At 63.2% G+C, this 26,228-nt stretch carries 26 protein-coding genes; 18 read left to right on the forward strand and 8 right to left on the reverse strand.

What is annotated here, in order from left to right; all coding sequences use genetic code 11:
• The first annotated feature begins 304 nt into the window (after window positions 1-304).
• A complete protein-coding gene (casI, locus tag AC56PL_RS21415) occupies window positions 305-1,957 on the forward strand; it encodes a steroid-22-oyl-CoA synthetase (protein ID WP_495518420.1) in 1,653 nt (550 codons plus the stop codon).
• A 131-nt stretch (window positions 1,958-2,088) separates the two neighbouring features.
• Here casI and AC56PL_RS21420 read toward each other — a convergent pair whose 3' ends face one another.
• Together AC56PL_RS21420 and AC56PL_RS21425 are read right to left on the reverse strand one after the other, a co-directional pair.
• Window positions 2,089-2,829 (reverse strand): TetR/AcrR family transcriptional regulator, encoded by a 741-nt coding sequence (locus AC56PL_RS21420; protein ID WP_497155098.1) that lies wholly within the window; start codon window positions 2,827-2,829, stop codon window positions 2,089-2,091.
• A 133-nt stretch (window positions 2,830-2,962) separates the two neighbouring features.
• Window positions 2,963-3,787, reverse strand: a complete 825-nt coding sequence (locus tag AC56PL_RS21425) for an SDR family NAD(P)-dependent oxidoreductase (protein WP_497155099.1) — start codon at window positions 3,785-3,787, stop codon at window positions 2,963-2,965.
• A gap of 336 nt (window positions 3,788-4,123) precedes the next feature.
• Between AC56PL_RS21425 and AC56PL_RS21430 the strand changes: the two genes are divergently transcribed.
• The 8 genes from AC56PL_RS21430 (at window position 4,124) to AC56PL_RS21465 (ending at window position 12,051) form a co-directional block, all read left to right on the forward strand.
• Window positions 4,124-5,041, forward strand: a complete 918-nt coding sequence (locus AC56PL_RS21430) for an NAD-dependent epimerase/dehydratase family protein (protein WP_497155100.1) — start codon at window positions 4,124-4,126, stop codon at window positions 5,039-5,041.
• A 121-nt stretch (window positions 5,042-5,162) separates the two neighbouring features.
• A complete protein-coding gene (locus tag AC56PL_RS21435) occupies window positions 5,163-6,692 on the forward strand; it encodes an ABC transporter substrate-binding protein (protein WP_497155101.1) in 1,530 nt (509 codons plus the stop codon).
• Between the two features lie 24 nt (window positions 6,693-6,716).
• On the forward strand, window positions 6,717-7,658 hold the full coding sequence (locus tag AC56PL_RS21440) for an ABC transporter permease subunit (protein ID WP_495518078.1): 942 nt from the start codon (window positions 6,717-6,719) through the stop codon (window positions 7,656-7,658).
• Entirely contained in the window at window positions 7,655-8,548 is an 894-nt protein-coding gene (locus AC56PL_RS21445; RefSeq protein ID WP_495518077.1) for an ABC transporter permease subunit, read from the forward strand. Before AC56PL_RS21440 ends, AC56PL_RS21445 begins: the two co-directional genes overlap by 4 nt.
• The gene (locus tag AC56PL_RS21450) at window positions 8,538-9,587 is read left to right on the forward strand and encodes an oligopeptide/dipeptide ABC transporter ATP-binding protein (protein ID WP_495518076.1); all 1,050 of its coding nucleotides are present in this window, start codon (window positions 8,538-8,540) and stop codon (window positions 9,585-9,587) included. The genes AC56PL_RS21445 and AC56PL_RS21450 overlap by 11 nt, the downstream gene beginning before the upstream one ends.
• Window positions 9,584-10,390: an ATP-binding cassette domain-containing protein gene (locus AC56PL_RS21455; protein WP_497155102.1), complete on the forward strand. Its 807-nt coding sequence runs from the start codon at window positions 9,584-9,586 to the stop codon at window positions 10,388-10,390. The genes AC56PL_RS21450 and AC56PL_RS21455 overlap by 4 nt, the downstream gene beginning before the upstream one ends.
• 38 nt (window positions 10,391-10,428) lie before the next feature.
• On the forward strand, window positions 10,429-11,130 hold the full coding sequence (locus AC56PL_RS21460) for an IclR family transcriptional regulator domain-containing protein (RefSeq protein WP_495518419.1): 702 nt from the start codon (window positions 10,429-10,431) through the stop codon (window positions 11,128-11,130).
• A 48-nt stretch (window positions 11,131-11,178) separates the two neighbouring features.
• Window positions 11,179-12,051, forward strand: coding sequence for an SDR family oxidoreductase (locus AC56PL_RS21465; RefSeq protein ID WP_495518074.1), 873 nt, complete (start codon window positions 11,179-11,181; stop codon window positions 12,049-12,051).
• 46 nt (window positions 12,052-12,097) lie between these two features.
• Here AC56PL_RS21465 and AC56PL_RS21470 read toward each other — a convergent pair whose 3' ends face one another.
• From AC56PL_RS21470 to AC56PL_RS21485, 4 genes are read right to left on the reverse strand one after another with little or no spacing between them, the layout of a single operon-like run.
• On the reverse strand, window positions 12,098-12,880 hold the full coding sequence (locus AC56PL_RS21470) for an SDR family oxidoreductase (protein ID WP_495518418.1): 783 nt from the start codon (window positions 12,878-12,880) through the stop codon (window positions 12,098-12,100).
• A 43-nt stretch (window positions 12,881-12,923) separates the two neighbouring features.
• Complete coding sequence (locus tag AC56PL_RS21475; RefSeq protein ID WP_497155103.1) at window positions 12,924-13,433, reverse strand: nuclear transport factor 2 family protein; 510 nt, start codon at window positions 13,431-13,433, stop codon at window positions 12,924-12,926.
• A 16-nt stretch (window positions 13,434-13,449) separates the two neighbouring features.
• A complete protein-coding gene (locus tag AC56PL_RS21480) occupies window positions 13,450-14,349 on the reverse strand; it encodes a TIGR03619 family F420-dependent LLM class oxidoreductase (protein ID WP_497155104.1) in 900 nt (299 codons plus the stop codon).
• A gap of 7 nt (window positions 14,350-14,356) precedes the next feature.
• The gene (locus AC56PL_RS21485; protein WP_497155105.1) at window positions 14,357-14,812 is read right to left on the reverse strand and encodes a nuclear transport factor 2 family protein; all 456 of its coding nucleotides are present in this window, start codon (window positions 14,810-14,812) and stop codon (window positions 14,357-14,359) included.
• Window positions 14,813-14,948: 136 nt separating this feature from the next.
• Here AC56PL_RS21485 and AC56PL_RS21490 point away from each other — a divergent pair, with 136 nt between their 5' ends.
• The 9 genes from AC56PL_RS21490 (at window position 14,949) to AC56PL_RS21530 (ending at window position 23,491) form a co-directional block, all read left to right on the forward strand.
• Window positions 14,949-16,115 (forward strand): acyl-CoA dehydrogenase family protein, encoded by a 1,167-nt coding sequence (locus AC56PL_RS21490; RefSeq protein ID WP_497155106.1) that lies wholly within the window; start codon window positions 14,949-14,951, stop codon window positions 16,113-16,115.
• Window positions 16,112-17,050: an FAS1-like dehydratase domain-containing protein gene (locus tag AC56PL_RS21495; protein WP_495518069.1), complete on the forward strand. Its 939-nt coding sequence runs from the start codon at window positions 16,112-16,114 to the stop codon at window positions 17,048-17,050. The genes AC56PL_RS21490 and AC56PL_RS21495 overlap by 4 nt, the downstream gene beginning before the upstream one ends.
• A complete protein-coding gene (locus tag AC56PL_RS21500; protein ID WP_497155107.1) occupies window positions 17,050-18,153 on the forward strand; it encodes an acyl-CoA dehydrogenase family protein in 1,104 nt (367 codons plus the stop codon). The genes AC56PL_RS21495 and AC56PL_RS21500 overlap by 1 nt, the downstream gene beginning before the upstream one ends.
• A complete protein-coding gene (locus AC56PL_RS21505) occupies window positions 18,150-18,569 on the forward strand; it encodes a MaoC family dehydratase (protein WP_497155108.1) in 420 nt (139 codons plus the stop codon). Before AC56PL_RS21500 ends, AC56PL_RS21505 begins: the two co-directional genes overlap by 4 nt.
• Window positions 18,570-19,748, forward strand: coding sequence for a lipid-transfer protein (locus AC56PL_RS21510; protein ID WP_497155109.1), 1,179 nt, complete (start codon window positions 18,570-18,572; stop codon window positions 19,746-19,748).
• A gap of 16 nt (window positions 19,749-19,764) precedes the next feature.
• Window positions 19,765-20,595 carry a MaoC/PaaZ C-terminal domain-containing protein gene (locus AC56PL_RS21515; protein ID WP_497155110.1) on the forward strand — a complete coding sequence of 277 codons (831 nt, stop codon included), beginning with the start codon at window positions 19,765-19,767 and terminating at the stop codon, window positions 20,593-20,595.
• Between the two features lie 109 nt (window positions 20,596-20,704).
• The gene (locus AC56PL_RS21520; protein WP_495518064.1) at window positions 20,705-21,760 is read left to right on the forward strand and encodes a 2Fe-2S iron-sulfur cluster-binding protein; all 1,056 of its coding nucleotides are present in this window, start codon (window positions 20,705-20,707) and stop codon (window positions 21,758-21,760) included.
• A gap of 66 nt (window positions 21,761-21,826) precedes the next feature.
• On the forward strand, window positions 21,827-22,642 hold the full coding sequence (locus AC56PL_RS21525) for a mycofactocin-coupled SDR family oxidoreductase (RefSeq protein ID WP_495518063.1): 816 nt from the start codon (window positions 21,827-21,829) through the stop codon (window positions 22,640-22,642).
• Window positions 22,643-22,729: 87 nt separating this feature from the next.
• Window positions 22,730-23,491, forward strand: a complete 762-nt coding sequence (locus AC56PL_RS21530; RefSeq protein ID WP_495518062.1) for an SDR family oxidoreductase — start codon at window positions 22,730-22,732, stop codon at window positions 23,489-23,491.
• Window positions 23,492-23,585: 94 nt separating this feature from the next.
• Here the strand turns inward: AC56PL_RS21530 and AC56PL_RS21535 are convergent, their stop codons facing one another.
• Window positions 23,586-25,037 (reverse strand): MFS transporter, encoded by a 1,452-nt coding sequence (locus AC56PL_RS21535; protein ID WP_495518061.1) that lies wholly within the window; start codon window positions 25,035-25,037, stop codon window positions 23,586-23,588.
• A gap of 349 nt (window positions 25,038-25,386) precedes the next feature.
• On the reverse strand, window positions 25,387-26,226 hold the full coding sequence (locus tag AC56PL_RS21540) for a mycofactocin-coupled SDR family oxidoreductase (RefSeq protein WP_495518060.1): 840 nt from the start codon (window positions 26,224-26,226) through the stop codon (window positions 25,387-25,389).
• Window positions 26,227-26,228 lie beyond the last annotated feature (2 nt).

Raw genomic sequence — 26,228 nt, forward strand, 5'->3', positions numbered from 1 at the left:
CGGCCCGCGGTATCCATGGTGACGGTTACCACTCAGCGAGACTGGGCTCTTGTGCACACGTTGGCGACGATACCGTTCGGCCAAGAATTGCAGTGGGAGGAAATATCAAGATGACGCCAGATCTCGGCAGGCCTCGACTTTCACCGTCGGCCGGTTCGTGGAATCACGGCGACGAAAGTACGTGCGCCATATACGGAGGCACCCAATGCCTGCTTGACCGAACGCCCCCGAACCCACCGGTGCCGGCGTCGTGACCAGATGTGATTTCGATACGAGGACAGGAGTTGAGTTGGAACGCGCAACCATGGCGGAGGCATTGCTCGATCGCCTAGGAGACACACACTTGGGTGTGCGCACCCGTGAACGGGACTGGACATGGGATGAGACGGTGCGCGAGAGCGCGGCCCGCGGGTCTCTGGCCGCCTCGCTGCGGGTCGACGGTCCGTACCATATCGGCGTATTGCTCGAGAACACCCCAGAGTTCCTGTTCTGGCTCGGCGGCGCGGCATTGGACGGCGCAACGATCGTAGGAATCAATCCGACGCGTCGCGGCTCCGAACTCGAAGCAGAGATCCGTTATGTCGACTGCCAGATGATCGTCACCGACGCTGCAGGCATGGACAAATTGCGTGACCTCGACCTCGGGTTGGATGAAGATCGTTTCATCCTTGTCGACGCACCGTCCTATCCCGATCGGGTGGAAGCGCACCGGGTTGAACATCCTGTCGCAGCGCCTTCGGTGGACGAATCGACTCTGTTCTTGCTGTTGTTCACATCGGGTACCACCGGTATGTCGAAGGCAGTGCGCTGCAGCCAGGGTCGACTGGTCAGGCTCGCCTACACGAACTCGAAAAAGTACGGTCACGTTCGCGAGGATGTGGACTACTGCTGCATGCCACTGTTCCACGGCAATGCACTGATGGCGTTGTGGGCGCCGGCCCTGGTCAACGGGGCCACCGTCTGCTTGCCCCGCAAGTTCTCGGCCTCCGGGTTCATGCCGGACGTGAGGTTCTTCGGAGCAACCTTCTTCACGTATGTCGGTAAGGCGCTGAGTTACCTGATGGCGACCCCGGAGCAACCGGACGACATCGACAACACACTTGTCCGCGGGTTCGGCACAGAGGCCTCGCCGGAGGACAGGACGGAGTTCGTCCGCCGATTCGGAGCCGAGCTACTCGAAGGCTACGGTTCGTCCGAGGGCGCCGGGTCGGTGGCGATCGATCCGAACGCACCCGAGGGTGCACTGGGACGGCCCGCACACAACGAGATCGCTGTCGTCAATCCGGAGACGAAAGATGTTTGTCTTCCGGCGAAACTCGACCGGCACGGCCGGGTTCTCAACCCGGACGAGGCGATCGGTGAGATGGTCGACATGGGTGGCGCGAAGCGTTTCGAGGGCTACTACAAAAACGAGTCGGCAGTGGCCGAGAAGATCCGAGATGGCTGGTATTGGACCGGCGATCTGGGATACATCGACGAGGACGGCTTCATCTATTTCGCCGGCCGCAAGGGTGATTGGATTCGAGTAGACGGGGAGAACACGTCGGCTCTGATGATCGAGCGGATCGTGCGCCGGCACCCGAAGGTCATCGCCACCGGCGTGTACGCGGTCCCCGATCCGCGCTCGGGCGATCAGGTGATGGCTGCAATCGAGGTGGCGGCCCTGACCGACTTCGATCCGATCGAGTTCGCAGGATTTCTCGGTGAGCAGGATGATCTCGGTACCAAGTCGGCGCCGCGGTTTGTGCGCGTCTCGACCAATTTGCCGGTCACCGGATCGAACAAGGTACTCAAACGGGATCTGCAGGCGCAGCTGTGGCGTTGCGATGACCCGGTGTATCACTGGGTTGGCCGAGGGGCGCCGAACTACGAATTGCTGACCGAAGCAGGCAAGGAAGCGCTGGAACAAGACTTCCATGCTCATGGTCGCGCGAGGTTTCTTCCAGAATTCGTGTGAGCGTTGCGGCTTTTCGTATTCGACGCGATGGCCATCTGACTGACGATCACCTACGAACGGCCTCGGGGCTTTTGGCCCCGGGGCCGTTTTGGATCATGGGCGCGGGCGCCCGTTGAGTCTGTCCGCAGCGATCAGTCGCGCGGCGAACGGAGTTCGCGGACCATCTCTTTGAGTTCTCGCACGTCGCGCTGCAGGTCGGTGAGCACTGCATGGTTCACCGTGCGAAGGTCTGCAGGTGCAGCCTGGGCCGGGTCGGCTTCGAGCGGCTGGGCCGGACCGGCTTGCGGCGGCTGGGCCGGGCCGAGCGTGAAACCATCAAGGAATATCGCGATCAGGTTCTGTTGGTACTCTGCGGACTTCTCCACGAGGGTTGCGCGATGGAAACGCACTGTGAACCACACGGATTCACGCAGCAGCTGGTGGAAGTGGAACGGATCCACGTCGGTTCGGAACTCACCGGCCTCGATGCCCCGGGCGATCGCGTCCGCCCAGTAACTGTTCGCCACGCGCACCGTGGTGGCGATACGACTATCTGCCGGCGCCGACGACAGGGCACGCTCGTTGTGGTAGATCTCTGTCGCGAACGGATGATCCTTCGCGGCTTCGAAAGAGACGGCGACCATTCGGTCGAGTCGTTCGCGACTCGTCTCGCCCGGGACGACCGCGTTTTTGTATCTCTCGTTCAAGTCGTCGACGAATGCGACGACGATCTCGCAAACGATCGCTTCCTTGGACTCGAAGTAATGGTAGAGGCTGCCGGGGAGGATCCCGACTTCTTCGGCGATGTCCCGGACAGTTGTGCGCGCTACACCGCGTTTGCTGAACAACCGGGCCGCATGAAACAGGATGCTCGCTCGCCGAGTCGATGACATCTGACGTCGCCCCCCGAGGTACCGCGTTTGTCCTGGGTGATCAAGCGCTGCTCGAAAACGGATGCTACACGACCCGACGATGTATCGACCTCGACGACCGGCAGCACAATACGCCGCTGCCGGCCGGTGGGGGTCAAGCGTTGGCAGGCCGGTTGGTCCACGAACCGTCGGCGCGGGCGAACCACCCGCCGGCCGCGTGCGAGCCCCCGTCGACGTGAATTGTCGTCCCGGTCACGTAGCGCGACATCTCCGAAGCGAGAAACAGTGCGGGGCCGGCAATGTCGTCGGCGCGCCCGGGACCTCCCAGTGGTGCCCACTGCGGCCAACGATGGCGGTCGGCGTCGGGTACGAGGCGGTCGTAGGGCACCTGGGGCGTCTCGATGAGGTCGGGGGCAACCGCGTTCACCCGAATACTGTGGCGCCCCACTTCGAGCGCGAGGCTGCGGGTGAAATGGCGTAAAGCGGCCTTGTACGTCGAATATGCGACGTGCCCGGGTATTCCGCGGTGTGCTTCGACAGTGGTCAGATTGATGATCGATCCGCCGCGGCCGCGCTCGATCATTCCCGGCAATACCGCGTGGGTGACCAGCATGGCGTGATGGAGGTTGATGTCGGCCATTGCAGCCCATTCACTGGTGTCCGCGTCGACGAATGATGTGGGCGGGCGGATGAAGTCGCCAACGTTGTTCACCAGGACATCCGGACAGAACTCAGACAATTGCTGGGCCACAACAGGATCGGTGACATCGGCCATCACGGATCTGACCCCGGTCAGTTCGTCTGCCAGGCGGGTGCAGGCTTCGCCGTCGATGTCGACCGCGACAACGTCGGCACCGTGCGTTGCGAACAGTCGGGTGATGGCGGCACCGATACCTTTTGCCGCGCCGGTCACCACGGCGGTTTTGCCGGTGAGTAATGGGCCCGGCACGGATGGACTTGGATGCGTTTGCGCGGACATGAATGTCCTTTCGATGAATGTGGAGTGAATCCGGATGTCAATGACCATCAGGACTGAAGTGACGAGCAAAGTGTTTTGCCTTCAAGGTGGCTATTTCGGTGTCGGCACGAGTGGACTTTCTCCATCAAAGGGTCCGACCCAACCAGCGTTAGATTGCTGTTCGGCTCCGGGACTGCGCCATTGTGGCATGTCAGGCGCTTGGTTGACAGCTCGGTTGTGATCCATCTAACGTACCAAGCAAGCAGTTGCTTGCGTAGACCAAACGGCGTTTGGTTCGTTGCGAATGCGGCATCTCGACGGTGCCCTGTATCTGGCATTTCCCATAAGAGGAGAAGAATGAAGACGCTAATTGTTGGTGGAACCGGCATGATCGGCACGCACATCGCAAACCATTTGCGCGAGCAGGGCAGCGAAGTTTCTCTCGCGGCACGTACAGCGCCGGCTGCGGGTACTTTCGCAAGCGAGTTCCCGACCATTCTTCGCGACTACAGCAACGATGAGTTCTCCGCTGCCGACCTGGCCCCTTTCGAAGCCATCGTCTTCTCGGCCGGCAACGACATCCGCCACGTTCCCAAGGGCGCCGACATGGCCGAGTTCTGGGACAAGAACCAGAGTGGCGGAGTGCCCGGGTTCGTCGCCCGCGCAAAAGAGGCCGGTGTCGCCCGTGTGGTGCAGATCGGCAGTTACTACCACCAGTTGATGCCCGACCTGATCGAGACAAACGAGTACGTTCGCGCCCGCCACCTTGCGGACGAAGGTGCGCGTGCGCTGGCCGATGCCGATTTCAACGTCTCAACCTTGAACCCTCCCTCGATCGTGGGGGTCAAGTTGGGTGCGCCCGCGCGGACTTTCACGAAACTGCTTGCCTGGGCCGACGGCGACATGCCGAAGATCCCGAACTTCGCACCGGCCGGTGGCACCAACTACATGTCCGTCCAGTCGCTGTCCGAGGCGGTCTGGGGAGCATTGCAGAATGCGGAATCAGGCAGGGCGTACTTGGTCGGAGACGCCAATCTCACTTATCGCCAGTACTTTCAGACGATCTTCGACGCTGCCGGAAGTTCGATCCAGCTCGAAGAGCGCGACGAAGAGCACCCGTTTCTTCCGGACCCGTTCATCGTGCAGGGGCGCGGAAACGTCATCTCCTATGAACCCGATGCCGCGGAGACTGCAGCACTCGGATACGCCCGTGGTGTCGCCGAGGAGGCGATCCGCGACGTGGTGGCGCTGACCAGAGAGCACGCCTCCGCCTGAGTTCGACCCCGTAGCTGATCGACCTCGGGCTGATCGACGGCCAGGCCCGATGGTTTTTGCACGCGCGAAAGGAAATATGTTGAAGCGCACTGGTTTTCGTGTTCCGAAAATATTTGTGGTGATGGCTGCAGCGGCTCTGGGTATGACGGGCTGTGGCGGGGGATCCATGGGTGGTGGATTCGGTGGCGCGGGCGGTGACCTGGACCGCGACGCGGTGCTTCGGGTCACCACGAGCTCGCCGACCAGAAATCTGGATCCATACCTGCAGACGAGTTACGGGGGCTGGGGCTACCTGACCACCGTGTTCGATCGCCTCACCACCGTCGACACCGAGGGGAATCTCGTTCCGGCACTGGCGACATCGTGGGAGTTCGCGCCCGACGGTTCTTACCTGGAATTGGAGCTGCGCGACGACGTCGCATTCCACGACGGTACGAGGTTCGACGCCGCCACAGTGGTTGCGAACATCGGTAGAGGTCAGACATTGGAGGGCAGCACGGTCAAGGCCGCCCTGCAGAACGTGGCGGCAGTCGACGTGATCGACGACTTCACCGTTCGCCTGCAGTTGGTTCCTGGTACCGGCGTGGACCTTCCCGGCGTGTTCAGTACCAACGCCGGAATGATGATCAGTCCGAAGACCATTGCGGCAGGTACGGACATTCGCAATCAACCGGGCGCGAGCGGCTCGGGAGCTTACGAGGTCAGTGCATACGTGCCGCAGGAACGCCTGTCGCTCGTGCGGTCGGACGCTGTCAACTGGGATCCGGACGCCGGCCGGTTGGCTGGGATCGAATTCGAGGCGATTCCGGACGCCAGTACCCGACTGAACGGCTTGAAGACGGGTATGACCGACCTGAGTTGGGTGAGTTCGGCAAACGAGGTGATGGAGGCGCAGTCACTCGCGCAGAAACGTGCCCTGGGTGTCGACGAAGTGGTCTTCCGCAATGTTCTGGGCCTTTACATGCGGCCCGAAGGAGACCTCGCGAAGCCGGAGGTTCGCCAGGCAGTGGCCTCGGCGATCGATCCCGAGGCTGTCAGTGCGCTGTTTTCCGGAACATGCACCCCGAGCCGGTCGATCTACCCAGCCGGAAGCTGGGCTGTGGACGAAACATACGAGTACCCATATCCATACGATGTGGACAAGGCTCGGAGCCTCGTGCAATCGGCCGGCGGCGCGAAGATCACCTTGACCTTCGGGGCGGGTACCAACACCGAAAAGACCGCGAACGTCATCCAGTCGACGCTCTCGGATGCCGGAATCGATGCCGAACTCAATCCGGTGCCGAATACGCAGAACGAACCCCGTTATACCGCAGGCGATTTCCAGTCGATGGTGGCCAACAGCTTCAGCCCGAAGGTTGATCCCGCGGAGACGGTGAATACGTTTCTACTCGGTTCATACGATCTCGCGAACGGTGATCAGCAGATCAAGGACCTCGCGAAGGTCGCCGCTGATCCGACGCTGCCGCAGGAGGAGCGGGCCGAGCTGTACCAGCAGATCTGGAAACTCACCCTCGAGGAAGCCATGTTCGTCCCGATCTGCAACCAGACCAACGCTGCAGTGTTCACCGACAAGGTCGTCGGCGCGGACGAGGTCCCCTGGACCGATCTCGGAATCTTCGACCTTCGACACATCGGTATGACCAAGTAGCTCGCTCGAAGGAGAGGCACTCTTATGCTGCGTTACGGTGGTCAGCGGTTGTTGGCAGCGATTCCGTTGCTGTTGCTCGTTCCGTTGATGATATTTCTGTTGATGGATTTGGCTCCGGGTGATCCTGCAGTCGTTCTCGCGGGGGAGAACTCGACCCCCGAGCGTCTGAGCGAACTACGCACGAGCTTGAACCTGGACCAGAATGTCTTCCTGCGATACCTCGACTGGGTGAGCTCGGCCGTGCGCGGAGATCTCGGCATGTCGTTGCTGTCCGATCAATCCGTGGCAGAACTTCTGCTACGGCGGATGGCGACGACCCTGTCCCTGGTGGCGTTCGCGATGGTGTTGGCAGTCGTGGTCGGTGTTGTCCTCGGTGTGCTGGGTTCACTGCGACCGGGTGGCGTGATCGACCGGGGCATCAACGTTCTGGCGTCGGTGGCGATCGCCATACCGGCCTTCTGGTTCGGGTTGGTACTGGTGTCGCTCTTTGCCGTGTCGAACCAGATCTTTCCGGCGTTCGGTTACGTGCCGATGTCTGAAGGGCTTGTTCCGTGGTTCCAGCACCTGGTTTTGCCCGGTGTGGCCTTGGCGTTGCTGCCCGCGGCCGAGGTGACATTGCAACTGCGGACTTCACTCGGAAACGTCATGGACAGTGATTACATACTCAACGCCAATGCGCGTGGGTTGTCTCCGGCCCGGGTGATCTTGAAACACGGTCTCAAGAACGCATGCATCCCGGTGGTGACAGTGCTCGGGTTCCGGGTCTCTGAGGTTCTCGGTGGCGCCGTCACCATCGAGATCATCTACAACATGCCGGGATTGGGGAGTTTGGCAGTCGACAGCGTCCAAAACCATGATGTGCCGGTACTTCTCGGATTCGTTCTGTTCACCACGGTGGTTGTTGTCCTCGTCAATCTCCTCGTCGACGTCTCGTACGGTTACTTCAACCCGAAGGTGCGCTCATGATCTCGACCAAGAATGCCGGCACGAGGGAGGTCGGCGATCACATCGGTGTGGGCCGCAAGGTGCTGGGGTTCATACGCCGCAGGCCCGTCACCGCGATCGCCGGACTGTTCGTTGTCCTACTCGTGCTGATGGCGGTGTTCGCCTCCTGGATCGCACCCTACGATCCGTACACTCAGGACCTTTTGAACCGACTGCGGCCACCGAGTACTCAGCACTTGCTGGGAACCGACGACTACGGACGGGATGTGCTCAGTCGCTTGATATTCGGCTCACGCATATCGTTGACAGCGTCGCTGCAGGCGGTGGCGCTGGCCCTGGCACTCGGCCTGCCGCTGGGTGTGATCGCCGGTTACCGCGGCGGCTGGACCGGTACTTTGCTCACCCGAATCATGGACGCACTGATGAGTGCACCGTCGCTGGTGCTGGCGATCACGATCGTCGCTGTACTCGGTTCCGGTATCACCAATGCAATGTTGGCTGTGGGACTGGTGATGGCACCGCGGTTCTTCAGGGTGGCGCGCGCCTCGACCATGGATGTCCGAGGCGACACGTATATCGAGGCGTCGGTCGCGTTGGGCTGTAAGACGTCTCGGACGATCGTCCGGCACATCCTGCCGAACGTGATGCCCCCGATCATCCTGGTGATCTCGGTGTCGCTGGGTACGGCCGTCGCGGCGGAGGCGAGTCTGAGTTTCTTGGGACTCGGCGCAAAGGCCCCCACGGCGAGCTGGGGCTCGATGCTCAGCACGGCCGCCTCGAACATGGAACTCGCGCCGCATCTCGTCTGGCCACCCGGTGTGATGATCTTCCTGACCGTGCTCGCCTTCACCTACCTCGGCGACGGTGTTCGCCGAGCTCTGACCAGGAGTCGCAATGGTAGTGACAACTGAACCACTGCGGTCGCAGGCGACCGCAGATGCCGATGCCTCGCAGCTGTTGCGGGTGCGGGATCTCACCGTCCAGTTTCGTGCAGGCCGACGTGATTGGGTGACCGTCGTCGACGGCGCCTCGTTCGATGTGGGCGCAGGCGAATCCGTTGCCTTGGTTGGCGAATCCGGTTCGGGGAAGACTGTGTCCTCACTCGCGGTGATGGGTCTGACCGGGAATACCGGCGGGCGGATCTCCGGTGGTTCGGTCGAGTTCGAGGGCCGTGACCTGACGTCGCTGCATCCGCGAGAATGGCGGAAACTCCGCGGGACCGGGATGGGCATGATCTTCCAGCAGCCCATTCGTAGCCTGAACCCGGCGTTCACGGTCGGGGACCAGATCGCCGAGACGGTCCGCAAACACCTCGGACTCGATCGGCGCGCGGCGATGGCGCGCGCGATCGAGATGCTCGAGTTGGTCCAGGTACCCCGCGCTGCCGAACGGGTCCGAGAGTATCCACATGCCTTCAGCGGAGGAATGTGCCAGCGAGTGATGATCGCGATGGTCATGGCCTGCAATCCCAGGTTGTTGATCGCAGACGAACCGACCACCGCGCTGGACGTCACGGTGCAGGAGACAATTCTTCAACTGCTGCGGGATCTGCAGGAGCAAACCGGAATCGGACTTCTGTTCATCACCCACGACCTCGCCGTCGTTGCGGAGTTGTGTCAACGCGTGGTGGTCATGTACGCGGGCGAGGTCATCGAACAGGGGAGCGCGGAGAAGCTGTTCTACACACCGGAACATCCCTATACGGCAGGGCTTCTCGCGTCGATACCTCAGCCGGGTCGCAGCGAGAACCGGCGCCTGAGCGCGATCGAGGGCCGAGTGCCTGCGGCAGGCGAGTGGCCGGCCGGGTGCCGGTTCCGGGAGCGGTGCCCGCACGCTCGCGAAGGGTTGTGCGACGCCACTCATCCGGCGATGATCTCGACCGGGGAAGGCGGCAGTGCCCGGTGTCTGCGTACTGCCGAGCTCGAACTACAGGGAGTGAGCGGCCGATGAGTCTGCTGGAGGTGTCGAACATTTCGAAGTCTTTCTCGACAAGGCGGAGCCTCATCGGCAGGCGTTCGGGGTGGACGCATGCCGTGCACGATGTCTCGTTCACGCTCGAGGCCGGCGAATGTCTTGCCGTGGTGGGTGAATCCGGGGCAGGAAAATCTACGGTGGGCCGAATCGTGTTGCGGTTGATTGAACCCGACTCCGGTGACATCGTGTTCGACGGCCAGGACGTCCGGGCCGCCAAACCTGCCCGGTTGCGCGCGATGCGCCGAGGGATGCAGATGATCTTCCAAGACCCACACAGCTCCTTGGATCCACGGATGAACATCCTCGACGCGGTCGCCGAACCGTTGATCGTGCATACGGATCTGGATCGCAAGGCGCGTGATGAACGGGTTCGCACGTTGCTCGACAAGGTTGGTATCGGTCCGCGTCACCTATCCCGATATCCAGGCGAATTGTCCGGAGGTCAGTTGCAGCGGGTGGCAATCGCACGAGCGCTCACCTTGGAACCGAAGATGATCGTCTGCGACGAACCCGTTGCAGCCCTGGATGTGTCGGTGCGTTCGCAGGTCCTCAACCTGCTCCGTGACCTGCAGGAAGAATTGGGTCTGGCCTATCTCTTCGTTTGTCACGACCTCGCTTTGATCGAGGTGATCGCCGACCGGGTGATGGTCATGGCGGGTGGAAAGGTCGTCGAGACGGGGACGGTGGAGTCGATCTACCGGGACCCACAGCAGGACTACACCCGAAAGTTGTTGGATTCCATACCTGTTCCCATCCCACGCGGTACGCGGATTCGGTGACGGTGGGTAGCACAACAACCACGGGCCTGATAGAACGAATGTCCCTGATTCTCGACGCATTCGATGGTGGAACCTCACGCTTGACCCTCGAGGAGTTGGCCGCTCGTACGCAGTTGCCGCGCTCGACGGTTCATCGAATTTTGAACCAGCTGCTCGGGTTGAACTGGGTGGACCACAACTCGTCCGGATACGGTGTTGGGCAACGCGCTCTGGCATTGGGCGGCTTCGGCGGAGATCACAGCGAGATCCGTTTTGCTGCAGCACCCTTTCTGCAGGAGTTGCATGTGCGAACCGGGATGGTCGTTCATCTGGCGGTCCTTGACGTGGGCGAAACCATCTACCTCGACAAGGTGGGTGGGCGATATGCGTCGGCACTGCCATCTCGGGTCGGTGGACGTGGGCCGGCCTATTCGACGGCATGTGGCAAATCCATACTCGCCTGGCTCGATCCGGAGAGGGTGGACAGTCTGTATGAGCAACGGCTGCGCCGGTGCACCGACCGCACGATCGGTGATGTCTCGCTGTTGCACAGGGAACTGAACACCATCCGCCAGCGCCGCGGGCTCGCCTTCGAAAGCGGTGAATCCTTTCGCGGCGTCGGATGTGTCGGAGCGGCCATCCGGGGCAAGGGCGGACCGGTCGCCGGCATCTCGGTGTGTGCAGATGCAAGTACCGCCCAACTCGAACGGGCCGCACCGCTGGTGGCCTCTGCGGCCAGGCAAGTCGCGATGGCTCTGTAGTGAACGCACCGACTGCGCGCGGTGCCTCGCGAATGAAAGATGAGGGAGATGGCAACCATGGAGTACTCACCGCTGGCCGGTTTCGGTGCGTTGATCACAGGTGGCGGAGGTGGCTTCGGCGCAGCTGCGGCGCAAAGGCTCGCTCAGGACGGAGCGTCGGTCACGCTGATGGGGCGTACGGAATCTTCCCTGATCGCGGCGGCCGAGTCAGTCGCTCGGGCGGTGCCGAAAGCCCCTGCGGTGAACTGGATCGTGGGCGATTCCATTGACGAGGACGATGTCGCCCGCGCAGTTGAAACGGCCGACCGGACACCCCTGCGGATCTGCGTGTGCACCGTCGGTGGGGGCACGATGGCCCCCACAATGGCATTGGGCCGCGACGTTGTCACCGGTGACTTCGAGCGCAATGTGGTCAGTGCGCTGCTCGCGATCCGGCACAGTGCCGCCGCCATGGTCACCCACGGCGGAGGTTCCATCGTCTGTACGTCGTCCACTGCCGGCGGATTCTCCTTTCCCTACATGGGTTCTTACTCCATTGCCAAGGCAGCGCTCGAGGCGTTGGTCCGGGTGGCGGCCGATGAACTCGGCGCACTCGACGTTCGGGTGAACGCGATACGGCCGGGTCTCGTCCCGACCAAGGCGGAGAAGCCTGGGATCCTTGCCACCGACAAGACGCAGCGGGAGCAGGTACTTCGCGAAAAGCCGCTGGCCCGAATGGGCACGGTCGACGATATTGCGGAGGCCGTGCGATACCTTGCCGGCCCGGAATCCTCGTGGGTCACGGGCACCGTGCTGCCGGTCGAGGGTGGCAATCATCTGCGCCGGGCGGCCGACCTCGAGATCCTGGCGAGGTCGGTGTGCGGCGACGACACCATCGATCGTGCTTTGCGGGGACAACTCCCGAGCAGTGAGGTCCGATGAGTATCAATCGGATCAGATCGTGGCACACGATATCCGAATCCCGCAGTCAGATACCGTACCCACCGTCGACGTCGAGTTTCTGACCGCTGATATACCCGGCCCGGGGGGAGGCGAGGAAGAGCACCGCCTCCGCGATGTCGGCCGCTGTTCCGAAGCGTCCCAAGGGAATGTTTGCGCGGGTGATGTCGAGTGCGGCCTGGTCGAGCTGTCCGTCCGCGATCAGGCGTGTCGCCATTCCGTCACTGAGCATGCCGGGTCCTACGCAGTTCAGGCGCACTCCGAAGCGCCCCTCCTCGCCGGCGAGTGCCCTGACCAGGGACTCCACGGCGGCCTTCGGCCCAGAGGAGAGCCCGTCGCGTTTCGGGAATCTCGTGGTGGCGGCTGTTGTGACCGCCACGACCGATCCCTGAGACCGTCGGAGGTGAGGTAACGCCGGATGAACGAGATTGAAGAACCCGGTGACCTCTTGGTCGACCTGTTCGGCCATCATCGCCGGCGTCACATTCGACAGGTACGTCATGGGGACGTGCGGGCCCGCGGCATGGACCACGGTGTGAATCGAACCATAGGTATCGACGACGCGTTCCACGAACTCGGCGGTTGCGGCGGCATCGACGAGGTCGAGACGGGTTGCCGTACAGGGTTGTTGGACTGCGGGTTGATGGTTCGCGGGTTGATGGTGCTCGGAGAGTTCGCCGCTGAGCTGTTCGGCCGCGGCGGAGTTCGACCGGTAGGTGAACGCGACCGGTGAACCCGCCTGAGCCAGTGCGAGACAAACCGCTCGACCTATTCCTCCGGTTCCGCCGGTGACTATCGTGGCCCCGGACATGGCTGAAAAGTCAGGCACCCCAATCCTTTCCTGGGAGAGTGACTCAGACGATCCGAGACCGCAACTGGACCAGCGGGTCGGAGGCATCGCGCTGACCGCGTGGGCCCGCCCCCATGGGATCGATGAGCCGACCGGCTTCGGAACGCGTCCACTCTCGCACCGCCCAACGCTCGGTGATGGCCCACCGTCCTTCGCGGAGCTCCATGAGATCGATGTAGCGGGTGCCACTGGTGAAGTTGATCATCCCGGCCGACTCTGGTCCGCCCCAATGCATTGCCATCAAATAGGATTCGCTGATCGCCTGATGACCGTACAGCTCCACGAGGTGGTTGCCGACGTGATGCTGGGTGCCTCCGATGAGGGATAGCTTCGGGCGGACCCAATCAATGAACTCGTCGACGGTGCCGTCGAATCCGGTGTGGTGATCGATCCCGTCGCTGTGGTAAGACCTGCGCACCAGGTCGAAGTCGAGCCGGTCGATGCCGCGGCAATACCGCATCACCACTTCGTAGATCGCCTGTTTGTGTAGAAGTTCCTGCATTGCTTCATCCATTTTCGCGTTCCATTCTCTACGTTCGGTCTGCAAGATCGGTCATCCAATCGAGCAGCCCGGGAAGCTGTGTCGCGTCGATGCCGAATGCCGCGGGACGGAAGACGACCACGGTTGCACCCTGTCGGTACCACCGCTGCGCCGACCGGGCGGTGGCATCGAGATCGACGTTACCGTCGACGCCCATCTCCGGTGAGACGGAAACCTGGATGCGGACAGAGTGGGGATCACGACCGTGCGCGGCAAATGTCTTGCGGAGAAGAGCGACGCTGTCTGCGAACAACGACAGGTCGGTCGGATTGACGGTCCAGCCATCTGCGACGCGGGCGATCCGGTCGAAGTTGCGTTGACTCGGGCCGAATCCGAGCAGGATCGGGACACGATCCTGAACCGGAAACGGAAGACTGTGGAAGTCCGTGAAGGAGAAGTCCCGTCCGGTGAAACTGGCCGGAGCATTCGTCCATAGCTCTCGACAGGCCTGCACAGCCTCTTCCATCCGTCCGAAGCGGGCGTCGAACGGCATGCCGGTCGCGGTGTACTCCGCCTCTTGCCATCCCACACCGAATCCCATCACGACGCGTCCCTGCGACAGGGCATCGAGAGTCGCAAGCTGTTTGGCCAGCAGAGCCGCCGGCCGAATATTGGCGATCAGTACCGATACCCCCAGTTGCACGCGAGTGGTGACGGCCGCAATACCCGAAAGCAGCGAGATCGGCTCGTACCAGGGGTGTTCAAGGGGAAACAGAAAGTTGTGATCCCGCACTCGCTGTGCGTGGGCATCTCCGGTGAAGCCGAGATGATCACCGGTCGAGATCAGATCGACACCGGCACGGTCCGCCCGAGCCGCAAGGTCGAGGACCATACGTACGTCGCCGTCGAAAAGGGCTTCGGCTCCGAGTAGGTTGATTCCGACTTTCATGCGCTGATCAGGCTGTTGTTGCACGTCTCACCTCGACGTCCTCGGTGAAGTCGACAACGAGTTCGCGACGTGCGAACAACCAGTGGCCTTCGGCGCGCGCAAACGTGTCCTGGTACCGAATGGCGAACCGATTGTCCCGGTATCCCTTTGCGCGCGAATAGATATGGTGCGCGGTGCAATAGGTTTCACCGTGGACGATGTCGGACGAGCCGGTCTCGAGGACCTGTTGGTCGACGACGTGCCGGGTGGCAACCAGGTGTGATAGCGAATCGATCACCGACTGGGCCACCGCCTGCCTGCCCTTCACTTCGCTGGGCGCGTCAGTTCCGTTCATCTGGGCCGGCAGCACAAGTGTCATCTGGGGAGTTAACAGCGAGGCCAGTACCTGCATGTTTCGGTGGTCGACAGCTTGCGCATATCGCGCCGCCAGACCGGCCACCGCAAGGCGATCAGAAGGTTCCATGATCGCATTCCAGCGTGGTCGAGACCTCGACATCGCGGGCCTCCCGCTGGGTGGGACTTCGGTACCGCGCTCGGTGACGCGCAGTTAGCGTCCAGAACATTGCAGCGATAGCCATAAACGTCATAGGAGAACCACGATGGATTTGACTGAATCGCCCGAGCAGCGGGAGCTCAGGAGGGAACTGCGCGCGTATTTCTCCACCCTGCTGCCCGAGGACGAGCGCCGCGCGGCCGGCGAGCAGGGTGTCGGTGGCCCCCGCTTCCGCGAGATCGTCAAGATGCTCGGCAAAGACGGTTGGCTGGGCATCGGCTGGCCGGTGGAGTTCGGTGGCCAGGGACGCTCGATCGAGGATCAGTTCGTCTTCTTCGACGAGGTTCAGCGGGCCGGCCTGCCATTCCCGTTCGTCACGGTGAACACCGTCGGGCCGACGCTGCAGAAGTACGGCACCGAGGAGCAGAAGGCCCGGTTCCTACCCGGAATCCTCTCCGGTGACATCGTTTTCGCGATCGGATACACCGAACCCGACGCCGGGACCGATCTGGCGTCGCTCAAGACCCGGGCGGTACGCGACGGCGACGAGTGGGTGGTCGACGGCAACAAGATCTTCACCTCGGGTGCCAACACCGCCGACTACGTCTGGCTGGCCTGCCGCACCGATCCGGAAGCGCCCAAGCACAAGGGCATTTCAATCCTGATCGTCCCCACCGACGATCCCGGCTTCTCGTGGTCGCCGATCCCCACCGTGGGCGGACTGATGGTCACCTCCACCTACTACACCGACATCCGGGTCGGGCCAGAAGCCCTGGTCGGTGAGGCCAACGGCGGCTGGCGCCTGATCACCGCCCAGCTCAATCACGAGCGCATCGGGCTGGCCGCACTCGGTGGCCGCACCGAGGGCCTGTGGAATCAGGTGCTGGAGTGGGCCAAAGAGACCGGGGCCATCGACATCCCTTGGGTCCAGCAGGATTTCGCCCGCACGCACGCGAAGCTGGTCGCCATGCGACTGATGAACTGGAAGATGACCGCCGCGGTCGCCGCCGACACGCTCTCGGGTGCAGATGCCGGTGCCACCAAGGTGTTCGGCACCGAGACCCACGTCGACGTCTACCGGACCTTGCTCGGAATCCTCGGCGCCGCAGGACGCATCCGTCCCGACAACCCGGGTGCGATCCTGGCCGGTCAGATCGAGCAGATCTCCCGGCAGGGCGTGGTCAACACCTTCGGTGGTGGCGTCAATGAGGTGCTGCGGGACATGGTCGCGACCATCGGCCTGGGCACCGCCCGCATGGGACGCACAAAATGAGCGGGATCGACGCGGCGCTCGCCGATCTGGTCGGCCAGGAGCTGGTGCCCACCACATGGGCGCAGGATCCGGTGAACACACCGATGATCCGGCACTGGGTGGAGGCAATGGCCGACGAGAACCCCATCTACCTCGACGACGATGCGGCCCGCAGTGCCGGACGCGAGGGTGCGATTGCCCCTCCGACGATGGTGCAGGCTTGGACCATGCGGGGCTACGCGGCAACCGCCGCGGGCAGCAAGGGTTCCGACGTGGCGACCGAACTCTTCGGACTGCTGGCCGATGCCGGATTCACGTCGGTGGTTGCCACCGACTCAGAACAGGAATACTTCACCGAGCTGCGTGCCGGTGACCTGATCAACGTCACCGAGGTCATCGAATCGATCTCTCCCGAGAAGAAGACCGGCCTGGGTACCGGGCATTTTGTGACGACACTCAAGACGTACCGCAATGCCGACGGTGACGTCGTCGCCACTCAGCGTTGGCGCACACTGCGTTTCCGTCCCGCGGAGAAGTCTGCGCCCCGGGCCCTGCGTCCCCGGCCGGCACTCAACCAGGACAACGCCTTCTGGTTCGATGCGGCCAAGGAACATCGCCTGGTCATCCAACGGTGCACCGCGTGCGGAACGCTGCGGCATCCGACAGGACCGATGTGCGGACACTGCCGGTCACTGGACTGGGACACCGTGGACGCTTCGGGCAAGGGGTTCGTCTACAGCTTTGTCGTCAACCACCATCCCAAAATCGACGCGTTCGACTACCCGCTGATCGTCGCCGTCATCGAACTCGAAGAGGGCACCCGACTGATCGCCAACATGGTCGGTGTCGAACCGGATCAGGTGAAGGTCGACATGCCGGTGGTACTGGACTGGATCGACGCCGACCCGGATTTGACGCTTCCCGCGTTCCGGCCGGCCGCACCCGAGGAGAACTGATGGATTTCACCTTCAACGAAGAGCAGACCGCGATCGGTGACCTGGCCGCGGATATCTTCGTCGGTAAGTCGGGCATCGACCGCGTCAAGGTCGTCGAGTCCACCGATGAACGTATCGACCGGGAGCTGTGGCGTGAGCTCGCCCAGGCCGGACTCGTCGGGATCGCACTGCCCGAGGAGTTCGACGGCGGCGCAATGGGTTTGACCGAGCTGTGTGTGCTGCTCGAACAACAGGGCCGCAATGTCGCCCCGGTGCCACTGTGGGAGACCGCGCTGGCCGCGATGGCGATCGCGGAGTTCGGTTCGCCGGAACAGAAGCAGGCCTACGTGCCTCCCGTCGCTGCCGGCGAGATGTTCCTGACCGTCGGTCTCGAAGAGTTCGGCCCCGCCGACCCCACCGCACCGACAACGGCTGCGCACGCCGGAGCCGACGGAACCTGGACTCTGACCGGTGCCAAGGCCGTTGTCCCGGCCGCGCACATTGCCACGCGCGTCGTGGTCTCGGCCGCGACACCGTCGGGTACCGGCCTTTTCCTGGTCGACCCGGCAGGTACCGGCGTGGCCTCGGAGAACAACGAGACGACAACCCGCGCCATCGCATCGAACCTGACGTTCGACGCGGCACCGGCCGAGTTGCTCGCCGAAGGACAGTCGGTGCAGTGGCTCGTCGACCGCGTCGAGGTTGCCATGGCCGCCTTGCAGGTCGGCGTCGGCACCGGTGCGGTCTCGCAGGCCGTGACCTACCTCAACGGTCGCCAGCAATTCGGGCGCCCGCTGTCGACGTTCCAGGCGGTCAGCCACCAGTTGGCCGACTGCTACATCGATCTCGAGGCCATGCGGGTCACCCTGTGGCAGGCAGCCTGGCTGCTCGCGAACGATCATGATCCGAAAACCGCAGTGCTGGTGGCCAAGTGGTGGGCCACCGACGGCGGTCAGCGTGTGGTGCACCGCACCCAGCACGTACACGGCGGTATCGGCGTGGACACCGACTACCCGGTGCACCGGCACCTGTTGTGGGGCAAGCAGATCGCGGCGACCCTCGGCGGTTCGAGTGCCGACCTCACCCGCCTCGGCGCGCAGCTCGCCTCCGGGGTCGCGTCATGACCGTCGAAAATGCCGTGGATCACGTCGCGGTGGGGCAGGTCCTGCCCGAGCTCGCCATCCCGTTGACCCGCACGATGATCGTGGCCACGGCCATCGCGAGCCGTGACTACCAGGACGTGCACCACGATCCTGATCTCGCGGAGCAGCGCGGATCCAAAGACGTGTTCATGAACATCCTCACCACCAACGGGCTCGTCGGCCGTTTTGTCACCGATTGGGCCGGTCCACGCGCATCGCTGCGCAAGGTCGCGATCCGGCTCGGGGCGCCCAACTATCCCGGGGACACCATGACGCTGACCGGCACCGTGACAGGTGTCGAGGATGGACTTGTGTCCGTACAGGTTCGAGGCAGCAACAGCCTCGGTGACCACGTCAAGGGCACCGTCACGTTCACATACCTGGAAGGAAGTCTCTAGATGGCGATCAGCCCACTGTCCGGCGCTGCCGGCATCGTCGGCATCGGTGCCACCGAGTTCTCCAAGAACTCCGGACGCACCGAACTCCAGTTGGCGTGTGAAGCGATCATCGCCGCGCTGGCCGATGCCGGTATCGATCCGTCCGAGGTCGATGGACTCTCCACCTACACCGCCGAGACGAACGGTGAGGTGCTGGTGGCCCGCAACTGCGGGCTCGGAGAGCTGAAGTTCTTCTCCCGCATCGGATATGGCGGCGGTGCCGCCTGCGGGACCGTGCAGCAGGCTGCGATGGCGGTGGCCACCGGCGTCGCGGATGTCGTGGTCTGTTACCGCGCCTTCAACGAGCGTTCGGGCGTGCGTTACGGCCTCGGTCAGCACGACCGGCCGATGGACAGCACCGCCGACCGGGCCGCATACGCCTGGATGACGCCGCAGGGTCTGTCGACACCCGCACAGTGGGTGGCGATGTTCGCCCGACGGTACATGCACCAATATGGCGCCACGAGTGAGGATTTCGGCCGAGTGGCCGTGGTGGCCCGCAAGCACGCCGCGAACAACCCCGCCGCCTGGTTCTACGAGCGGCCGATCACGCTGGAAGACCACCAGAACTCGCGGTGGATCGCAGAGCCGCTGCATCTGCTCGATTGCTGCCAGGAGACCGACGGCGGTCAGGCCCTCGTGATCGTCTCGGCCGAACGTGCCAAGACCCTCACCGGCACCGCGGCTTTGATCAAGGGCGCCGCGCAGGGCAGTGGCAAAGACCAGCACATGATGACCAGCTATTACCGGCCCGACATCGCGGGCATTCCGGAGATGGGATTGGTCGGCCGTCAGCTCTACGGTCAGAGTGGTCTGTCGCCTGCCGACATCAATGCCGCGATCCTCTACGACCACTTCACCCCACTTGTGTTGCCGCAGCTCGAAGAACTCGGCTTCTGCGGCACGGGTGAGGCCAAAGACTTCATCCGCGACGGCAACCTGGAGATCGGTGGACGGCTTCCGTCGAACACCCATGGTGGTCAGATCGGTGAGGCGTACCTGCACGGCGTGAACGGCATTGCCGAAGCAGTCCGCCTGCTGCGGGGTACCTCGACGAATCAACTCGATGGTGTGGAGAATGTGCTCGTCACTGCAGGGACCGCGGTGCCCACCAGTGGCCTCATCCTCGGCGCCGCGTGAGACAAGGAACTTCTCTGTGACCTCTGACAGCATTGCCGGAACAACCACCAAGACCGCGGGGCAGTGGCGCGGTGAGGATCTGGGCACCCGCACCGTCTCCTATGACGAGCGCGACGCCATCCTCTACGCATTGGCCGTAGGCGCCAGGGCAACCGAACTCGACCTCGTGTTCGAGGACCGGTTGCGGGTGCTGCCGACGTTTGCGCTGACGTTGGCACAGTGGGCGCCAGACGAACTGGGTGCACGTGGCGCATTCGACATGACCACGGCGTTGCACGGTTCGCAGCAGCTGACCGTCCTGGCGCCGCTGCCGCGTAGTGGCGAGGTGACCTTGTCGGCCTCGGTCGGCGAGGTCTGGGACAAGGGCGCCGCCGCAGTGTTCGAGGTGGTGGTCCGCAGTGAATACTTCGTGGCCACGTGGTCGATTTTCGCCCCGGGCGCAGGCGGCTTCGGCGGAGATCGCGGCCCGGCACGCCCCGCCGGACCGCAGGGCGATCCGGCTCTCGAAGGCGTGGTGCACACCACAGAGAATCAGGCAGCGCTGTACCGCCTCACCGGCGATCGCCATCACATCCACATCGATCCCGAGGCTGCGGCCAAGATCAACCAGCCGCGTCCGATCATGCACGGACTGTGCACGCTGGGTGTCGCAGCGGTGGAGCTGGCACGCCTGACCGGTGCGCATCCGGCCGACCTGACAACGCTCGAGGGACGTTTCGCAGCGGCGATCCACCCGGGTGAGACGGCAGGTCTACGCGTGTGGGGCGACACGTCAGATCTGGCATTCGAGCTCGTCAAGGATGGCAGTCCGACGATCTCCGGGGGCCGTGCCGGCTACGCGCGATGACCATCGCGCGACCTGCCAATCCCGTTCAGCGAGAAGTCAGTGTGCCCGGACACAGTCGGTGCCCTAGTGTCGTCGAGTCCGGTACACGTATGGAGAGGCAGCGCCCGCGATGACAACTGCTGAAATGTCGAACAGCTCGCGTTCTGCAAAGGTGACCGTCGCGGCGGTCGTCGAAGAGACCAGCGATGCAAAGTCACTGGTCTTCGAGGTACCCGGCGACCGGGTGGACGAGTTCACCTACAAGCCCGGACAGTTTCTGACCCTGCGTGTGCCGAGTGATCAGACCGGTTCGGTCGCCCGGTGCTACTCGCTGGCCAGTTCGCCGTTCACCGACGATCTGCCGAAGGTGACCATCAAGCGGACTGCGGACGGCTATGCCTCCAACTGGCTGTGCGACAACGTCGTGGTCGGCGACGTGATCGAGGTGTTGCCACCCGCAGGTGTTTTCACCCCCGCGCACTTCGACGACGACCTGCTGCTGTTCGCCGCCGGTAGTGGTGTCACCCCGGTGATCTCGATTCTGAAGTCGGCGCTGAGCCAGGGCACCCGCAAGGTAGTTCTCGTGTACGCCAATCGCGACGAGAAGTCGGTGATCTTCGCGCGCGAGTTGTTGGAGATCACCGCATTGCACGGTGACCGGTTGTCGGTGATCCACTGGCTCGAGAGCGTCCAGGGTCTGCCGTCTGCGGATCAACTCGCCGGCCTCGCCTCCGCGTTCAACGGCCACCGGGTGTTCATGTGTGGGCCGAAGCCGTTCATGGACACAGTGCATGATGCAGCGGCACGTGCGGGCATCCCACGCAACCGCGTGCATGCAGAAGTGTTCACCTCGCTCTCCGGTGATCCGTTCGCCGACGTGGTCCTGCCTGACATCTCCGAGGAAGAAGCCGGAGACGCGGCAACAGTGTCGGTCACACTCGACGGAGAAGCGCACGAGTACAGCTGGCCGCGCTCGGCCACGCTGGTCGATGTATTGCTCTCCAAGGGCATCGACGTACCGTTCTCCTGTCGCGAAGGCGAATGTGGTTCGTGCGCATGCACATTGGTCGATGGAAAAGTCGACATGGGCAACGCCTCGATCCTCGACGACGACGACATCGCGGACGGCTACATCCTGGCCTGCCAGGCACGCCCGCTCAGTGACCACCTGAACGTGGAGTTCTGAAGGCTCGAATCTCGTTGAACGGGAACAACTGTGTGATCTCGATGACACTTGGGTACCGTGCGGGAGATGACAGATCTGCTGGCAGGGAAAGTTGTTCTGATCACGGGTGCGGCGCGGGGTCAGGGCCGTAACCACGCGCTGCGTCTGGCGCGTGAAGGCGCAGACGTGATCGCAATCGATGTGTGTGCGCCGATTTCTGACGATGTCGGGTACGCGGCCGCCACTGTGGAAGACCTCGACGAAACCGCTCGGCTGGTCCGGGCCGAAGGGCGCGACATCGTCACCGTGGTGGCCGACGTCCGCGATCTTGACGCTCTCCGCGCCGCCGTCGCAGCCGGTGTCGAGAAGTTCGGGCGACTCGATGTCGTGATTGCCAACGCCGGGATCGCGACCTGGAACCGCTTCTGGGAGATGTCGGAAGAACAGTGGACGACACTGGTGGACATCAACCTCAACGGTGTGTGGCGCACCCTGGCCGCGGCGGTTCCGGCCATGCTCGACGGTGGTCGCGGGGGTTCGATCGTGCTCGTCAGCAGTGCTGCCGGTGTCGCCGCCGCCCCCGGTTGCGCACACTATTCGGCTGCCAAGCACGGACTGGTCGGTTTGGCCCGGACCGCGGCAACCGAGTTGGGCGCCCACAACATTCGCGTCAACAGCATTCATCCAGGCGCTGTGGACACGGAAATGGGCAATGACCCCAATGTTGCGCGCATACTCTCGAAGTACCCGGCCTACATGGATTCTTACCGGTGGCCGCTGACCGGGGTGAAGCGCACCAGCGTCGACGACATCTCGGACGCCGTGGTGTACCTCGCGTCCGATCTGTCGCGCGCGGTGACCGGGTCGAAGATCGTCATCGACATGGGCCAGACGATGGCGTGAAATGCCCGTGCATGGGCCCGGTCCTCACCGGCCAGATGCACTGCGGCGCACTGATGTTGGAAATTCCCCCAATGAGAGGACGCAATCATGGGAACAGTTGATGGCAAGGTGGCCCTGGTGACCGGCGCGGGTCAAGGAATCGGTCGCGGTATATCGGTGGCGCTGGCGAAGGAGGGTGCGGCGATCGCGGTCGCGGGACGAACCGAGTCCAAGCTGCTCGACACCTGCGCGATTCTGTCGGACCTGGGTGCGGTCGCCGAGCCCGTCGTGTGCGATGTCAGTGATCGCGCCAATGTCGCAGCCGCCGTGGAGAAGACGGTGTCGGTGCTGGGCTCGGTGGACATCCTGGTCAACAACGCGAATGACTGCAAGCCCGGACCGATCCTGTCGATCGACGACGACGAGTACATGAAGTCGTTCGCCACCGGCCCGTTGGCAACGTTGCGCTTGATGCAGCTCTGCCATCCACACATGAAAGCCCGTGGTGGCGGGGTGATCATCAATCTGGTGACTTCGGCCGCGGTGCGTTGGGACGCGAGCAACTATGGCGCCTACGGGTCGATCAAAGAAGGTATGCGATCGCTGACGCGAGCGGCCGCGTGTGAGTGGGGCGCAGACAAGATCCGCGTGCTGTCGGTTGCGCCGCATGCCGCGACGCCGGCCCTCGAAGGCTGGATGGAGCGGAACCCGGAGGAGTCGGCCGCATTCGTTGCCGGTATCCCACTTGGCCGAGTCGGCGATCCCGAGACCGACATCGGTCGTGCGGTTGTCTTCCTGGTCGGCGACGACGCCGGGTATCTCACCGGTGCGACGATTCCCCTCGATGGTGGGCAGTCGCGCTGGGGGTGAGGTTCCACAGCGTTCCGTGACAACAAACAATCGAGGTTGCATCGCCGCAGCGATGCAACCTCGATTTGTTTTGCGTTACAGAGTTTTCCGAAGGTCAGTGCGCGTATACGCTGCCACGACGGAGCATCAGCGCCAGTCCGACGGTGAGTACGGCGCCGGCAAGGATGATGCCGGCGATGGCGTTGAGTCCCGACACGGTGGGAGCAACACTGCCTGCCACGGCCGAAGCGGCCAGCACGGTCGTGGCGACCGAGGTGCCGATACCCTGTCCTGCCGTGCGCAGAACCGTCTGCAATCCGGTTGCCTCGCTGGTGTTGTGGACGGGGACGGCCTCCACGATGAGGTTCGGAAGGGCGGTGTACGCGAATGCGGTCGCAATTGATGCCGTGGTGATCATGGCGAACATCCCACCCTTGGAATCATGCGCCGTGACCAGCAGGATCGCCACCCCGACGTAGAGCAGACCACCGACGATCAACGATGCTCGTGAACCCACGGTGCGCGTCAGGCGGCCGCTGAGCGGCGTGAATGCGAAACCGATCAACGCGCCGATCAGGGCCATCAAGCCGGCATCGGTTGGCGACATTCCGAGGCCATACGGCGCGGAGGTGGGGGACTGAAGCACCAAGGGCGTGACCATGTTACCGACTCCGAAGGGGCCGATGGCTGCGGCCAGAGTCGCGAGCATCGTCAGCGCCACCTTGCGGTTGGTGAACAGCCGCACGTTGGCGATCGGGTCGGTCACCCGAAGTTCCCAGACCACCCACAGCCCCAGGGCCACCACGCCGGCAACGATCAGGCCGCTGGTCTTCGGGTCAGACCAACCCCAGGTGCTGGATTTGTTGATACCCAGCAAGATTGCTGCGATCGCGGGCGCAAATACGATGGTGCCGATGTAGTCGACCTTCTGGGTGGTACCGACCGGCGGGCGCCACGGAAGTACGAACAGCACCAGCAACAGTGCGAACGCTGCGTAGACGGCCGCGACGATGAAGATCATGTGCCAGCTGTAGTTGTCGATCATCAGGCCCGCGATGTACGCAGACGCAGCGCCTGCGGCCACTGCCGAGCCCGAGATGATCGCGATCGCAACGGGAACCTTCTCTTTGGCGAGGTGTTCACGGGCGAGGCCGAGGCACAACGGGAGAATCGCGCCCGCCACGCCCTGGATCGCGCGTCCAACGATGATCGCAGTGATGCTGTCTCCGAGCGCGCTGACCAGCGAACCGATCGTGGCCATGGCGAGGATGACCACCAGGACCCGTTCACGTCCGAACATGTCACCGAGGCGGCCACAGACCGCAGCCGAGGCGGCGGCGACCAGAAGGAATGCCGTCACTGCCCATCCGACTGTGGCTGCGTCGCTGCCGAAGTCGGCGATGATGGTCGGGATCGCGGCGAACACCATCGAGGTCTCGAATGCGCTGATGATCTCGACCAGCACCAGGATGGTGATGATGATCCCGGCTGAGCGACGCCGGTTGTAGCGCCCGCTCGTGGGTAGCGGAGGCCTGGGGGGAGCAACCGGATCGGGAATGGTGGTCATCGAATTCCTCCAAGAAGGTGCCCTGCGATGGGCGTGGTCGTCGCGCTGCAACACCGTGGGAGCAGAAGCCCTTGGGCCATTGCTGTGCCGTTCAGCATTGTGTGTCCTTACCTGTATCGGAAGCGGAAAGTGACCGCCGAGTGAATAAACAAATACAGTGACGCACAGCACATACGGGGTTCAGTCCCGGTGAGTGGAAACTAGGTGCGAGCCCCAGACCGTTTGTCGCGGTACGCAGTTAGTGCGCAACATCTTGATGGAGGCATCATGGCGCTGGGACAACGAACCCGCTGTGGCCAACGGTGATCGGATCACCAGGGGCCACAGCGGGATGAAGGGGATGAGGGTGTCAGCCGGTGACGCGTGCGGCGTTGCCCGCGTCGACGGGGATGACCGTTCCGCTGATGTGTGCGCTGGCCTTGTCGGCGAGGAACAGCACCACCCGGGTGATCTCCTCGGCGTCGAGCCACGGCACCGGCTGGGCGTGCAGCGAAGTGAAGATGGGTGCCACATCATCGATCGTCGGCGATTCGAGGTCGGGCCGCATCATCGCGTAGAGCTGGGCGTTGTGGATCATCGGGGTCGAGATGTTGCCCGGCGCAATCGCATTGACGGTGATGCCATGGCCGGCAAGGTCGAGTGCTGCGCTCTTGGTCAGTCCGATGACACCCCACTTGGCCGCCGCATAACCGACCATGTTGGTGTTGCCTGCCCGGCCGAGCATGGACGAGATGGTGACGATGCGACCGAATCCGCGCTCGATCATGCCTGGGGAAACTGCGCCGACGGTGTTGAAGACCCCGGTCAGATTCGATGCGATGACCTCGGACCACTGCGCCTGCGTCATCGCCTGGACCGGTGCGGCGACGGATACGCCGGCATTGGCAACGGCGATGTCAATCCGGCCGAATTCGGATTCTGCTTGTGCCACAAGTGCATCCATCGCAGCCCGATCGGCGGTGTTGGCCTTGACGGCAATACACCTGCGACCGGTTTCCGTGACCAGTCGAACGGTCTCGGCGAGATCGGCTTCTGTCGCTAGTGGATAGCCAACCGCCGGGCTGTCTTCGCATCTGTCGCAGATGACCACATCGGCGCCACGCTTGGCGAATGCGAGGGCGTGGCTGCGACCCTGTCCGCGGGCAGCCCCGGTGATCAGTGCGACCTGTCCGTCAAAACCGTCTGTCATGG

The organism is Williamsia sp. Y721 (assembly GCF_059683565.1).

Excerpts from the sequence above, each read along its gene's own strand:
- casI (WP_495518420.1), top strand. The coding sequence starts at position 305 with ATGGCGGAGGCATTGCTCGATCGCCTAGGAGACACACACTTGGGTGTG.
- AC56PL_RS21420 (WP_497155098.1), bottom strand. The coding sequence starts at position 2,829 with ATGTCATCGACTCGGCGAGCGAGCATCCTGTTTCATGCGGCCCGGTTG.
- AC56PL_RS21425 (WP_497155099.1), bottom strand. The coding sequence starts at position 3,787 with ATGTCCGCGCAAACGCATCCAAGTCCATCCGTGCCGGGCCCATTACTC.
- AC56PL_RS21430 (WP_497155100.1), top strand. The coding sequence starts at position 4,124 with ATGAAGACGCTAATTGTTGGTGGAACCGGCATGATCGGCACGCACATC.
- AC56PL_RS21435 (WP_497155101.1), top strand. The coding sequence starts at position 5,163 with ATGGCTGCAGCGGCTCTGGGTATGACGGGCTGTGGCGGGGGATCCATG.
- AC56PL_RS21440 (WP_495518078.1), top strand. The coding sequence starts at position 6,717 with ATGCTGCGTTACGGTGGTCAGCGGTTGTTGGCAGCGATTCCGTTGCTG.
- AC56PL_RS21445 (WP_495518077.1), top strand. The coding sequence starts at position 7,655 with ATGATCTCGACCAAGAATGCCGGCACGAGGGAGGTCGGCGATCACATC.
- AC56PL_RS21455 (WP_497155102.1), top strand. The coding sequence starts at position 9,584 with ATGAGTCTGCTGGAGGTGTCGAACATTTCGAAGTCTTTCTCGACAAGG.
- AC56PL_RS21460 (WP_495518419.1), top strand. The coding sequence starts at position 10,429 with ATGTCCCTGATTCTCGACGCATTCGATGGTGGAACCTCACGCTTGACC.
- AC56PL_RS21465 (WP_495518074.1), top strand. The coding sequence starts at position 11,179 with ATGGCAACCATGGAGTACTCACCGCTGGCCGGTTTCGGTGCGTTGATC.
- AC56PL_RS21470 (WP_495518418.1), bottom strand. The coding sequence starts at position 12,880 with ATGTCCGGGGCCACGATAGTCACCGGCGGAACCGGAGGAATAGGTCGA.
- AC56PL_RS21475 (WP_497155103.1), bottom strand. The coding sequence starts at position 13,433 with ATGGATGAAGCAATGCAGGAACTTCTACACAAACAGGCGATCTACGAA.
- AC56PL_RS21480 (WP_497155104.1), bottom strand. The coding sequence starts at position 14,349 with ATGAAAGTCGGAATCAACCTACTCGGAGCCGAAGCCCTTTTCGACGGC.
- AC56PL_RS21485 (WP_497155105.1), bottom strand. The coding sequence starts at position 14,812 with ATGGAACCTTCTGATCGCCTTGCGGTGGCCGGTCTGGCGGCGCGATAT.
- AC56PL_RS21490 (WP_497155106.1), top strand. The coding sequence starts at position 14,949 with ATGGATTTGACTGAATCGCCCGAGCAGCGGGAGCTCAGGAGGGAACTG.
- AC56PL_RS21495 (WP_495518069.1), top strand. The coding sequence starts at position 16,112 with ATGAGCGGGATCGACGCGGCGCTCGCCGATCTGGTCGGCCAGGAGCTG.
- AC56PL_RS21500 (WP_497155107.1), top strand. The coding sequence starts at position 17,050 with ATGGATTTCACCTTCAACGAAGAGCAGACCGCGATCGGTGACCTGGCC.
- AC56PL_RS21505 (WP_497155108.1), top strand. The coding sequence starts at position 18,150 with ATGACCGTCGAAAATGCCGTGGATCACGTCGCGGTGGGGCAGGTCCTG.
- AC56PL_RS21510 (WP_497155109.1), top strand. The coding sequence starts at position 18,570 with ATGGCGATCAGCCCACTGTCCGGCGCTGCCGGCATCGTCGGCATCGGT.
- AC56PL_RS21520 (WP_495518064.1), top strand. The coding sequence starts at position 20,705 with ATGACAACTGCTGAAATGTCGAACAGCTCGCGTTCTGCAAAGGTGACC.
- AC56PL_RS21525 (WP_495518063.1), top strand. The coding sequence starts at position 21,827 with ATGACAGATCTGCTGGCAGGGAAAGTTGTTCTGATCACGGGTGCGGCG.
- AC56PL_RS21530 (WP_495518062.1), top strand. The coding sequence starts at position 22,730 with ATGGGAACAGTTGATGGCAAGGTGGCCCTGGTGACCGGCGCGGGTCAA.
- AC56PL_RS21535 (WP_495518061.1), bottom strand. The coding sequence starts at position 25,037 with ATGACCACCATTCCCGATCCGGTTGCTCCCCCCAGGCCTCCGCTACCC.
- AC56PL_RS21540 (WP_495518060.1), bottom strand. The coding sequence starts at position 26,226 with ATGACAGACGGTTTTGACGGACAGGTCGCACTGATCACCGGGGCTGCC.